The following is an 11681-nucleotide window of genomic DNA, read 5'->3' as shown; positions in this document are numbered from 1 at the left end:
CGTCGCGAGAGACGAGGGCGTCCCTTCCGATTGGAAGGGGCGTCCTTTTTGGCGTGGTGGGGCGCGGAGTTGGTAGGTGTGCGGGGTGAGTACGGCGGGGGCGGCGGGGAGAAGCGAAACCCGGCGCCTCTGCGCGGATATGCTACAGTGCGCGGTATGGGCAAAGCAAAGAAGCATACGAAGACCTCAACGAAACAGTCGAAGACGTCCTCGAAGGCGACGTCCTCCACTTCGATGGAGACGCCGATTTCGATGGAGACGCCGATCCTGTTCGAACCGATCACGATCCGCGGCACGAGCGCACGCAACCGCATCTGGCTGCCGCCGATGTGCATGTATTCGGTGACGGCATGCGACGGCAGGCCGACCGATTTCCACTACCAGCATTACGTGTCCCGAGCGCTCGGCGGCTTCGGGCTCATCATCGTCGAGGCGACGGCCGTCACTCCCGAGGGACGCATCTCGCCATGCGATCTCGGTCTGTGGGAGGACGGGCAGATCGGCGCCTACCGGTGGATCGTCGACGGCATGAAGCGCGCCGGCGCGACGCCGGCGATCCAGATCGGCCACGCGGGGCGCAAGGCCTCGACCGGATGCTTCGGCATCGGCGTGCCGGGGGAGGCCCTCGCCCCCAGTGATGGCGGCTGGCGCACCGTGGCGCCGTCGGCGATCGCCTTCGGCGACTTCCCCGAACCGCGAGCGCTGACCGTCGACGAGATCCACGACATCGAGGATCGCTTCCGCGACGCCGCCTGGCGCGCGCAGGAGGCCGGCTTCGAAGCGATCGAGATCCATGCGGCCCACGGCTATCTATTGTCCGAATTCCTCGACCCGCTGACGAACGTGCGCGACGACGAGTACGGCGGATCACCGGAAAACCGGGCGCGCATGCTCATCGAGATAGTGGACAAGGTGCGTGGCGTCGTGCGCGACGACATGCCGGTGTTCGTGCGCATCTCAGCGACCGACTGGGTCGAGGGCGGCTTCGGCGCCGACGACGCCGTCACACTCGCGAAGAATCTCAAGGCGCATGGCGTGGATCTCGTCGACGTCTCGACCGGCGGCGTGCTGCCGCATGTGACGATTCCGGTGCGTCCCGGCTATCAGGTGTCCTTCGCCGACCGGGTGCGCAATGAAGCCGGCATCGCGACGACGGCCGTCGGCCTGATCACGAAGCCGCGTCAGGCACTCAAGATCCTTACGCACGGGCAGGCCGATGCCGTCGAGATCGGCCGCGCAGCCCTGCGCGAACCGTACTGGCCGTTGCGGGCCGCCGCGAAGCTCGGCATGCCGCGCGAGTGCATCGACTACCCGCCGCAGCTTGTGCGCGGAGCATGGCGCGACGGCGAACAGTGGTGAGCTAGGCGTATTTCCAGCCGTCTCTCCAGCCTATCTGCACTGAGGGAGTGCCTCTTCGGCGATATGGCCGAGTATCAGGGCCTGAAACCCGCATAATACCGTGGCGCTACTTGGCCCAATCCAAGATGTTGCTCTCCCTCAACGCAGATACAACGTGGACAGGTGCCGAAACGGTGCCTGGTGCCTTGTGAAGGGCGTATGCGAAGGCCCCGGCGGTTGCCGGGGCCTTCGCATACGCCCTTCACGCGCGAATCAGGCGTCGACGCCGACGGCGTCGGCCACATGCGCGAAGCCGTCGCGGCGCAGCAGCTCGGCGAGCCCGCGCTTGAGCACGCTGATCTGCTGCGGCCCGCGGTACATCAGCGCCGAGATGAACATGACAAGCGACGAGCCGGCGCGGATCTTCTCATACGCCTGCTGCGGCGTGAAGACGCCGCCGATGCCGGCGATTGCGAAGCGGTTGCCGTAGTCGCGGTAGACGCGGCGGATCAGCTCGGTGCTTTCGACGGTGCAGGGGCCTCCCGACAGGCCTCCGAGCCAGGACGGCGGGATCGTCATGCCGCTGCGGTCCTTCTGCAGGTTCGCGATCGACAGGCCCTGCACGTTGTGCTCGGCGAGCACGTCGATGAGCTCGCGGAACTCTTCCCACGTCTTGTTGAGCGGCATCTTGACGAGCGTCGGCTGCGGGCGCTCGATCTTGTCGAGTTCGGTGAACAGGCGGTCTAGCGCGTTCGGATCCTCGTTGAACGGTTCACCGACCTTCGTGTTCGGGCACGAGATGTTCACTTCGACCATCGCCGTGCGGCCGGCGGCGCGCCGCATCGAGATGCAATAGTCCTCGATGCCTTCGTCGATACCGCCGACGAGATCGTCGTTCGTGCGGGCGATCGACACTGACATCTGCATCGTGCGCGTACGGCGCCACGCCTGCTCGGTCTTCGCGATGATCTTGTCCGAGCCTTCGTTCGCGAGCCCGACGTGCACCATCATCGAATCGTATTCGGGCAGCCGATGGAACCACGGGCGCGGATTGCCGGCGCAGGGACGCGCCGTCGTCGAGCCGACCGTCTCGAAGCCGAATCCGGCGTTGTCGAGCAGCGTCGCCATCTCGCAGTCCTTGTCGAGACCGGCGGACAAGCCGAAGGGGTTGGCAAAGTCGACGCCCATGACCGAGGTTTCGAGGATAGGGTCGGTGTAGTCGAGCATCTGGCGCAGCAGCCACATCAGCGGCGGGATGTTGCGCGTGACCTTGCAGAACTCGATCATCTGGGCGTGCGACTGGTCCGGCGGCTTGTTGAAGACGAAATGCGGTTTGATGACGTGCTTGTACGCGCAGGTGAACAAGTCGGTCGTCGCCTTGTTGATCGCGTCATGCAAGCTGTTTTCGGAAACGTAAGCCATTGTTCCATTGTGCCATGCACGCCGGCCATGCTTGGTGCCCATGCTTGCCGCCGCAACGCGCGAAGCATATGGCCGAAGACACACGCCCGGCAGGTTTTGCCGATGGCTGCACGATGTGCGCGCGCCGGGGTCGCTGACTACAGTCGGTACGGGAGCCGAAGGCCGACCCGACTGTGCGGCCATGCGGCCGTGCGTCATGCGGTAAAGTCGGGTGCAGACGACCGGCGGCCGACGGACGGGAGGCGGATATGACGGGTCGTGTATGCGTGGTCATGCCGACGTACAACGAGCGTGAGAACCTCGAACCGACGCTCAGCGGCGTCTTCGAACTCAACCCCGACGTCGACGTGCTCATCGTCGACGACGACTCGCCCGACGGCACCGGCCAGCTCGCCGACGTCATCGCGAAGGCCACGCATATGACGCCGGGGCTGAGCGTCGAGGCCAAGAGCAACGACATCGCGCACGACGTCTCGTTCTACAAGGACGGCGACGACGCGGCGCTGCTCTCCGATGCGAACGTGAGCACCGCCGACCTCAAGATCGCGAACCGCGTCAACGCGACGACGACCGGCTCGAAGCTGCACGTGCTGCACCGCGCCGGCAAGCTCGGCCTCGGCTCGGCATACATCGATGGTTTCAAATGGGCGCTCGCGCGCGGCTACGACATCATCTGTGAAATGGACATGGATGGCTCGCACCGCCCCGACGACCTGCGGCGCATCCTGGCGCGCATCGACGGCGACGAGCGCGTCGACCTCGTGCTCGGGTCGCGGCGCGTCCCCGGCGGCATGACACAGAACTGGCCGTGGTACCGTGACGTCATCTCCCGCGCTGGCTCCTCCTACGCGCGTTTCATGCTCGGTCTCAAGGTGCGCGACATGACGAGCGGCTTCCGCGCCTACCGTGCTCGCATCCTGCGCAGGATCGACCTCGACGGCATCGACGACAACGGCTACGTGTTCCAGATCGACATGACGCGCCGCGTCGTGGCGGCCGGCGGCGTCGTCGTCGAAGTGCCGATCGTATTCCCCGAACGTGCGCTCGGCGTTTCGAAGATGGATGGGGCGATCGTACACGAGGCGATGCGCAAGGTGACCAAGTGGGGCTTCTCGCGCATGCATCGGCAGCTGCACGACCCGCGCGAACGCGAGTTCGAACGCCGCGCCGCACGCCGGCAGATCGCCGATGCGCCCGACGACGACTTCAACGACGAGCTTGAAGCCGAAGCCGAAGCCGCCGACTGATCGTCCACGGCGTCGCGCGGCATATGCGATCGTGCGTTGTGCGCGAACCGATTGATGACCGATCTGACGTCCAATCTGACGTCCAACCTGCGGGCTGCCGCTATGGTGACCCCGCCGAATCCACCCGCAACGGTCATGCATACGTGTGCACTAGATCGGTTTATGTGAACTTCTGTTTGGAAAACACGCCGAAATGTTTGTTTCGAGTTGTCTGATGAAATGAAATGTGCGATAATGTTCACATGATTTCCTCACAACGACAGCATCTCATCCTGAGCCGGCTGCGTACGCGCGGCGCGGTGCGCATCACCGCACTCTCGAAGGAGCTCGGCGTCTCGGCGATGACGATCCGCAGGGACATCGCCGAACTCGCGGACAAGGGTCTGCTGCGGCGCGTGCACGGCGGCGCCGTGTCGACAAGCACGCTGCTGAGCGAACCGCTGTTCTCGGTCAAGTCACAGATGGACATCGGCCTCAAGGACGCGATCGCACAGCAGGCGATCGACTATGTCTCGCCGGGCGACGTCATCGCGATCGGCGGCGGCACGACCGCCTACGTCTTCGCGCAGCATCTGCTCGAATCGCAGCGTTCGAACGGCATCACGATTCTGACGAACTCGATTCCGGTCGCCGAACTCGTGCAGGCCCTCGAATCGAAGGACGTCGAGGTCATCGTCACCGGCGGCGTCATCACGCGTTCGAACTCGCTCGTCGGGCCGATCGCGGACAAGGTCATCGCGTCGCTGCGCGTGAACACCGTGTTCCTCGGTACGCACTCGGTGTCGATCCCGCGCGGATTCCTGATGCCGAACTCGCTTGAGGCGGCGACCGATATGGCGATGATGGACATCGCCGACCGCACGATCATCCTCACCGACCACACGAAGTGGAGCAGCACGTCGCTGTCGCTGTTCGCGCGCTTCGACCAGGTGGACACTGTCATCACCGACGACGGCCTCGACACGGATTCGGCGACGAAGACGCGCGACCTCGTCAAGGAGCTTGTACTCGCCCACGACAGGGCGTCCGACGATACAGAAAGCGAGTGACGACGATGTCACGATTTGCACAGTATGAACCCGGCGACTACGCGAAGGAGCATATCCGCATCACGCCGGCGACGCTCGCCGACGGCCGCGACTTCTTCTACCTCGACGACGAGCCCGAGTTTGTCTCCGGTGAGCGCACGCGCCGCCTCGACGATCCGCGCGAGCTGCCGTATCGATTCGCGCCGCATCTGGACGCCGACGGCGTCGAAGTGCGCTATCAGGCGCCGCAGATGCGTCGCGACCCGCTCACCGGCGACTGGATCCCGATGGCGACGGCGCGCATGAACCGTCCGATCACGGCCGGTGCCGGCGCTACGGCGAAGGGCAATCCGCTCGCTGCACGCAAACCCGGCGATCCGTATCAGGACGGCGAAGTGCCGGACACCGACTATGACGTCGTCATCTTCGAGAACCGATTCCCCTCGATGGTGCAGGTGCCCGGCGTCCCCGACGAGGTCGGCTACGTCGACGGCAACCCGCTGTGGCAGGTGCGCCCGGCGGCCGGCCGCTGCGAGGTCATCTGCTTCGACCCGGACGAGGACGGCCTGCCCGCCGACCTGCCGGTGTCGCGTCTGCGCACCGTCGTCGAGGCGTGGGCCTTCCGCACGGCCGAACTGAGCACGATCGACGGCATCGAGCAGATCTTCCCGTTCGAGAACCACGGCGAGGAGATCGGCGTCTCTCTCGCGCATCCGCATGGCCAGATCTACGCGTACCCGTTCATCGCACCGAAGCTCGAAACGGAGCTCGAGCACACTGAAGCCTACTTCGAGCGCACCGGCGGCAATCTGCTGCACGACCTGATGGCCGCCGAAATCGAGGCCGGCGAACGTGTTGTCATGCGCAACCACAGCTGGGTCGCCTACGTGCCGGCCGCGGCGCGCTGGCCGCTCGAGGTGCACGTCGCGCCGCTGCGCGACGGCATCCTTACGCTCGACGAGCTCGACGACCAGGAGCGCTGGGACCTCGCGCAGATGTACTCTACGCTGCTCAAGCGCGGCAACCGCTTCTTCGATAGGGGCGACGGCAAGGGCATGGACCTGCCGTACATCGCCGCCTGGCATCAGGCGCCGGTGCGCGACGCGCGCCGTGACCACTACCGGCTCAACCTGCAGTTCTTCTCGTTCCGCCGCGCGACGAACAAGATCAAGTACCTTGCGGGCTCCGAATCGGGCATGGCGGCGTGGGTGTCGGACACGACGCCCGAACTCATCGCGGCGCGCTTCCACGAGCTCGGCCCCGTCGACATCGCCGACGAAAGCTGAGCGGCGCGACACCAATCGGAACACGACAGAACACGGCAGACGAAAGACGAAGACAACTATGGCACAGGTGGAATTCATCGAGGCGATGGGCGACGAGCAGGGAGCGCAGCAGGCAGCCGCACTGTTCCGCGAGCGCTACGGCAAGGATCCGGACGGCGTATGGGCGGCGCCCGGACGCGTCAACCTCATCGGCGAGCACACGGACTACAACGGTGGCCTGTGCCTGCCGATCGCGCTGCCGCATCGCACGTATGTGGCTCTCGGCGCGCGTGACGACACGACGGTGCGCGTCGTCTCCGACGTCGCACCCGACACGGTCGCCGAAGCCGACCTCGACGGCCTTATGGCCGGCGGCGTCGACGGCTGGGCGGCGTACCCGGTCGGCGTCGCATGGGCGATGCGCGAGGCCGGATTCGATCAGGTGGGCGGCTTCGACGCGGCCTTCGCGTCATGCGTGCCGCTCGGCTCGGGACTGAGCTCGTCGGCGGCGATGACGTGCTCGACGGCGCTCGCGCTCGACGACGTGCACGCGCTCGGCTTCAGCGGCAGCGACGCCGGCCGTGTCACGTTGATCGACGCGGCGATCCGTGCGGAGAACGACATGGCGGGCGCGTCGACCGGCGGTCTCGACCAGAACGCGTCGATGCGCTGTACCGAAGGCCACGCGCTGCGACTCGACTGCCGTCCTGGCTTGAGCGCACTTGAAAACGTCGAGCAGGAGCCCTTCGATCTGGGCCGCTACGGCCTCGAGCTGCTCGTGCTCGACACGCGCGCGCCGCATCAGCTCAACGACGGCCAGTACGAGGCGCGCCGCACGATGTGCGAGCAGGCGGCGGCGTTGCTCGGCGTCGCGAACCTGCGTGAGGTCGCCGACGCCGTCGACGCCTCCGACGATCCGCAGCAGGCACTCGACGACGTGCTCGCGCGGCTCAGCGACGAGACGATGCGCAAACGTGTGCGGCACGTCGTCACCGAGATCGGACGCGTCGACCAATTCATCGACGCCTTCGCACGTGGCGACATGCAGGAGGCTGGCGCATTGTTCAACGCGTCGCACGATTCGCTGCGCGATGACTACGAGGTGACGGTGCCCGAACTCGACGTGGCTGTCGACGTCGCGCGCGCCGAGGGTGCGTACGGCGCGCGCATGACCGGCGGCGGCTTCGGCGGATCGATCATCGCGCTCGTCGACGCCGGCGCGAGCGAACGCATCGCGCAGCGCATCGCCGACGAATTCGCACGCCGCGGCTTCCGTGCGCCGCGCGCGCTGCCGGCATATGCGGCTGCAGCGTCGCAGTGCGTGAGCTGACGTTCGCGCGTCGACATCGTCGATGACGATGGTCGATGACGATTGCCGAACGACGTCCCCTTATGCCTCTGCTGGCGTAAGGGGACGTTGGCGTAAGGGGACGTCGCGGACGCAAACGTAAAGGTTTGGGAATGCGACGTGCGAATGCGTGACTGTGCGGTTATGCTCTAAACGGACAAACAGATCGACAAACGGATCGCAGTGACGGCCGCGCCGCGCGCGCTGCCGGCGAGAGGGTGGACGCGCTATGGCTGACAGGTGGGACGACGGCAACCACGACGAACACGGCGGCAATCACGACGATTGGGACATGTGGGAGGAGATGCACGACGGCGACGCGCATGGCGACGATGTGCATGACAACGATGTGCACGATGCCGACGCGCACGATGCCGACGCGGCGGCCGCATCGGCGGGGGAGGACGGATTCGCCGAGATCATCGACCCGCACGAACCCGGCAAGCCGAAGCTGACGCCGGAGGAGCTCGCGCGCAAACGCAAGAAGGACAACCGCAGGTTCTTCGCGATGCTCGCCGCGATGAGCGCGCTGCTGCTCATCGGCGTCGGCCTGATCCTCTATCCGACGATCGCCGACGCGTGGAACAGGCACGTCGCGTCGCGCGCCGTCGCCGGCTATATCGAGAAGGTCGCCGACACCTCCAAGGAGGACCGCGACAAGGAGCTCGCGCGCGCGAAGGAGTACAACGAATCGCTCGTCGGACAGGGCAATTCCCGTTTCCTACCGACACCCGAGGAAAAGAAGGTGTACGAGTCGATCCTCGACGTGTCCGGCACCGGCATCATGGGCTACGTGACGATTCCGAAGATCAAGGCGCGTCTGCCGATCTACCACGGCACCGACGAGACGGTGCTGCAGATCGCGGCCGGCCATCTCGAAGGCTCGAGCCTGCCGATCGGCGGCGAATCGACGCACACGGTGCTCACCGGGCACACCGGCCTGCCGAGCGCGATGCTGTTCACCGGCCTCGACACGCTCGGCAAGGGCGACAAGTTCACGATCACCGTCTACGACGAAGTGCTCACCTACGAGATCGAGGCGACGCACACGGTGCTGCCGAACGAAGTCAAGGACCTCGCGATCCAGGAGGGACGCGACCTCGCGAGCCTCGTGACCTGCACGCCCTACGGCGTCAACTCGCATCGCCTCATCGTCACCGGACACCGCATCCCGACCGAATCGCCGCAGCAGCACACGCCGTACCGCGACGAAGGCCTGACGCAGGACATCACGGTGACGGCGATCATCGTGACGCTCGTCGTCGCCGCGATCGTCACCGTGTTCGTCGTGCAGCGCCGGCGCATGCGCAACCAGCCGACGCACCACGCGAAACGATAACGGCGAACGGCGGCGAGCGCCGATGAACGTCGATGAACGTCGATAGGCAGCATTGAACGGCCCGCGACGCGCCCTGCACAGGGGTGGGTCACGGGCCGCTGCCGTCCGGCCGCGACATCCTGACATGTGGGACATCGCCGAACTTGGCACAGCTCCTCCCTATACTTTGGTCTTGCCGGTACTTTTCCAGGGCGACCGCGCCCGAGACCCAGGGAGATCCATGAACAAGGCAATCATCACCGTCGTCGGCCAGGACACCGTCGGCATCATCGCTCGCGTCTGCACGTACCTTTCCGAACACCACACGAACGTGCTCGACATTTCCCAGACGATCATCGACGGATTCTTCAACATGATGATGATCGTCGACTACGCGGACGCGGACGTCGCATTCGAGACGATCGTGGACGACCTCGAGGCCCTCGGCGAGGACATCGGCGTGCGCATCCGCTGCCAGCGCGAGGAGATCTTCACGAAGATGCACCGCGTCTGAGGCCGCGGACGCCATCCACGTGAACGCAATAGGCCAGAGCCGGAAGGAACCAGCATGCTGAATATCATGGAGGTCCACGAGACCAACCAGATGATCGAGCAGGAGAAGCTCGACGTGCGCACGATCACGATGGGCATCAGCCTCATGGATTGCGCGACGACCGACGTCGACGAGACCTGTGGCAAGATCTACGACAAAATCACGACCTACGCGAAGGACCTCGTCTCCACCGGCGAGTCGATCGAACGCGACTTCGGCATCCCGATCGTCAACAAGCGCATCACGGTGACGCCGATCGCGCTCGTCGGCGCGAGCTGCTGCAAGACGAGCGCCGACTTCGTCAAGATCGCGCACGCGCTCGACCACGCGGCGAAGACCGTAGGCGTCGACCTTATCGGCGGATACTCGGCGCTCGTCTCGAAGTCGATGACGCCGGCCGAGGAACTGCTCATCCGTTCGCTGCCGGCCGCGCTGAGCGAAACCGACATCGTCTGCTCGTCGGTCAACGTCGGCTCGACGAAGACCGGCATCGACATGAACGCCGTCGACATGCTCGGCCACATCATCAAGGAGATCGCCGAAGCGACCGCCGACATCGACTCCTACGGCTGCGTCAAGTTCGTCGCGTTCTGCAACGCGCCCGACGACAACCCGTTCATGGCGGGCGGATTCCACGGCGTGACCGAAGGCGACGCCGTCATCAATGTCGGCGTGTCCGGCCCGGGCGTCGTCTCGAGCGCGCTCGACGCAGCCGTCGGCAAGGACTTCGAATTCCTGTGCGAGACGATCAAGCGCACGGCGTTCAAGATCACGCGCGTCGGCCAGCTCGTCGCGCAGGAGGCGTCGAAGCGCCTCGGCGTGCCCTTCGGCATCATCGACCTGTCGCTCGCGCCGACGCCGGCTGTCGGCGACTCGGTTGGCGAAGTGCTTGAGAAGATGGGACTCGCGCAGGTAGGCGGCCCCGGCACGACGGCCGCGCTCGCGATGCTCAACGATCAGGTCAAGAAGGGCGGCATCATGGCGTCCTCCTATGTGGGCGGCCTGTCCGGCGCGTTCATTCCGGTCTCCGAGGACAAGAACATGATCGACGCGGCCGAATCGAGCTGCCTGACGATCGAAAAGCTCGAGGCGATGACGTGCGTGTGCTCGGTCGGCCTTGACATGATCGCGATCCCCGGCGACACGCCCGCGTCGACGATCTCCGGCATCATCGCCGACGAATCGGCGATCGGCATGGTCAACCAGAAGACGACGGCCGTGCGCGTCATCCCGGTCGTAGGTAAGACGGTCGGCGAAATGGCGAACTTCGGCGGCCTGATGGGCTATGCGCCGATCATGCCGGTGAACACGGCGAGCTGCGAGGCCTTCGTGACGCGCGGCGGCCGCATTCCGGCGCCGATCCACAGTTTCAAGAACTGACCCCACCCTAAAATCGCAGATGGGCGTGCATCAAACGGTTGATGCACGCCCATCTGCGATTTTAGGGTGGATGGTCATTGACCCCCATCAAATCCCAGCTGCCGCCAGGCCTCATAGATCGCAATCGACGCGCAGTTCGTCAGGTTGAGGCTGCGCAGGCTCGGCCGCATCGGCAGACGCACCTGCTCGGCGACGTGCGGTCCGAACATGATGTCGGTCGGATCGGGGATGTTGCCCGGCTCCGGGCCGAACAGCAGGATGTCGGTCGGCCGGTACTCCACTTCGGTGTACAGCTTCGTCGCATGCGCAGTGAACGCGATGATGCGCGAATCCGGCATCGACTCGACGAGATCCTCGAAGTTCGGGTGGAGCACGACATGTGCCATGTCATGGTAGTCGAGACCGGCGCGGCGCAGCTTCGTGTCGCGCAGGTTGAAGCCGAGCGGTTCCACGAGATGCAGGATCGTGCCGGTGACCGCGCACAGGCGGATCGCCGAGCCGGTGTTGCCGGGGATGCGCGGGGAGTAGTAGCACAGATGCGGCGTCGACGTCGGCGTGTTCGCCGCCTCCTTCGCCGACATCATCGCGTCGACGACGGAAATCGGATTGCCGTGCGCGTCGGTCACGAGTTCGTCGGGACCGTAGTTCGATTTGCGGTAACCATATTCGAACATCCGCTCTACCTGCGCCTGCGGGTCGGTGGCGTTCGCGGGATTCGTTGCTTCATTCGTCACGTGACACACGATATTGCCCCGGCGCGACGCGGCTTCTACAATGGCGAG

10 protein-coding genes are annotated in these 11681 nt (G+C 65.3%); 8 read left to right on the top strand and 2 right to left on the bottom strand.

Annotated features, from left to right (window positions below):
- The first annotated feature begins 234 nt into the window (after nt 1-234).
- On the top strand, nt 235-1359 hold the full coding sequence (locus G606_RS0108915) for an NADH:flavin oxidoreductase/NADH oxidase (protein ID WP_026645652.1): 1125 nt from the start codon (nt 235-237) through the stop codon (nt 1357-1359).
- 252 nt (nt 1360-1611) lie between these two features.
- Here the strand turns inward: G606_RS0108915 and G606_RS0108910 are convergent, their stop codons facing one another.
- A complete protein-coding gene (locus tag G606_RS0108910; RefSeq protein WP_026645651.1) occupies nt 1612-2760 on the bottom strand; it encodes a quinone-dependent dihydroorotate dehydrogenase in 1149 nt (382 codons plus the stop codon).
- Nucleotides 2761-3032: 272 nt separating this feature from the next.
- Here G606_RS0108910 and G606_RS10530 point away from each other — a divergent pair, with 272 nt between their 5' ends.
- The 7 genes from G606_RS10530 (at nt 3033) to G606_RS0108875 (ending at nt 10899) form a co-directional block, all read left to right on the top strand.
- Nucleotides 3033-4007, top strand: coding sequence for a glycosyltransferase (locus G606_RS10530; RefSeq protein WP_231371483.1), 975 nt, complete (start codon nt 3033-3035; stop codon nt 4005-4007).
- A gap of 242 nt (nt 4008-4249) precedes the next feature.
- Nucleotides 4250-5056, top strand: a complete 807-nt coding sequence (locus G606_RS0108900) for a DeoR/GlpR family DNA-binding transcription regulator (protein ID WP_026645650.1) — start codon at nt 4250-4252, stop codon at nt 5054-5056.
- Nucleotides 5057-5061: 5 nt separating this feature from the next.
- Nucleotides 5062-6321 (top strand): galactose-1-phosphate uridylyltransferase, encoded by a 1260-nt coding sequence (gene galT / locus G606_RS0108895; protein ID WP_026645649.1) that lies wholly within the window; start codon nt 5062-5064, stop codon nt 6319-6321.
- Nucleotides 6322-6379: 58 nt separating this feature from the next.
- Nucleotides 6380-7630 carry a galactokinase gene (gene galK / locus G606_RS0108890; protein WP_026645648.1) on the top strand — a complete coding sequence of 417 codons (1251 nt, stop codon included), beginning with the start codon at nt 6380-6382 and terminating at the stop codon, nt 7628-7630.
- A 247-nt stretch (nt 7631-7877) separates the two neighbouring features.
- Nucleotides 7878-8987 (top strand): class C sortase, encoded by a 1110-nt coding sequence (locus G606_RS0108885; RefSeq protein ID WP_231371482.1) that lies wholly within the window; start codon nt 7878-7880, stop codon nt 8985-8987.
- 220 nt (nt 8988-9207) lie between these two features.
- Nucleotides 9208-9480: an ACT domain-containing protein gene (locus G606_RS0108880; RefSeq protein WP_026645646.1), complete on the top strand. Its 273-nt coding sequence runs from the start codon at nt 9208-9210 to the stop codon at nt 9478-9480.
- A 54-nt stretch (nt 9481-9534) separates the two neighbouring features.
- Nucleotides 9535-10899 (top strand): PFL family protein, encoded by a 1365-nt coding sequence (locus G606_RS0108875; RefSeq protein ID WP_026645645.1) that lies wholly within the window; start codon nt 9535-9537, stop codon nt 10897-10899.
- A gap of 74 nt (nt 10900-10973) precedes the next feature.
- On the opposite strand, the gene G606_RS0108870 is transcribed toward G606_RS0108875, so the two are convergent.
- Nucleotides 10974-11633 carry a tRNA (cytidine(34)-2'-O)-methyltransferase gene (locus G606_RS0108870; protein WP_081664156.1) on the bottom strand — a complete coding sequence of 220 codons (660 nt, stop codon included), beginning with the start codon at nt 11631-11633 and terminating at the stop codon, nt 10974-10976.
- Nucleotides 11634-11681 lie beyond the last annotated feature (48 nt).

Origin of the sequence: Bifidobacterium sp. AGR2158, assembly GCF_000424225.1 — a bacterium.
In the GTDB taxonomy this organism is placed as follows: Bacteria; Actinomycetota; Actinomycetes; order Actinomycetales; family Bifidobacteriaceae; genus Bifidobacterium; species Bifidobacterium anseris.
This window is presented reverse-complemented; position numbering and strand designations above follow the sequence as displayed.

Coding starts and splice junctions, on each gene's coding strand:
- G606_RS0108880 (WP_026645646.1), top strand. CDS start 9,208: ATGAACAAGGCAATCATCACCGTCGTCGGCCAGGACACCGTCGGCATC.
- G606_RS0108875 (WP_026645645.1), top strand. CDS start 9,535: ATGCTGAATATCATGGAGGTCCACGAGACCAACCAGATGATCGAGCAG.
- G606_RS0108915 (WP_026645652.1), top strand. CDS start 235: ATGGAGACGCCGATTTCGATGGAGACGCCGATCCTGTTCGAACCGATC.
- G606_RS0108910 (WP_026645651.1), bottom strand. CDS start 2,760: ATGGCTTACGTTTCCGAAAACAGCTTGCATGACGCGATCAACAAGGCG.
- G606_RS0108900 (WP_026645650.1), top strand. CDS start 4,250: ATGATTTCCTCACAACGACAGCATCTCATCCTGAGCCGGCTGCGTACG.
- galK (WP_026645648.1), top strand. CDS start 6,380: ATGGCACAGGTGGAATTCATCGAGGCGATGGGCGACGAGCAGGGAGCG.
- G606_RS10530 (WP_231371483.1), top strand. CDS start 3,033: ATGCCGACGTACAACGAGCGTGAGAACCTCGAACCGACGCTCAGCGGC.
- galT (WP_026645649.1), top strand. CDS start 5,062: ATGTCACGATTTGCACAGTATGAACCCGGCGACTACGCGAAGGAGCAT.
- G606_RS0108885 (WP_231371482.1), top strand. CDS start 7,878: ATGGCTGACAGGTGGGACGACGGCAACCACGACGAACACGGCGGCAAT.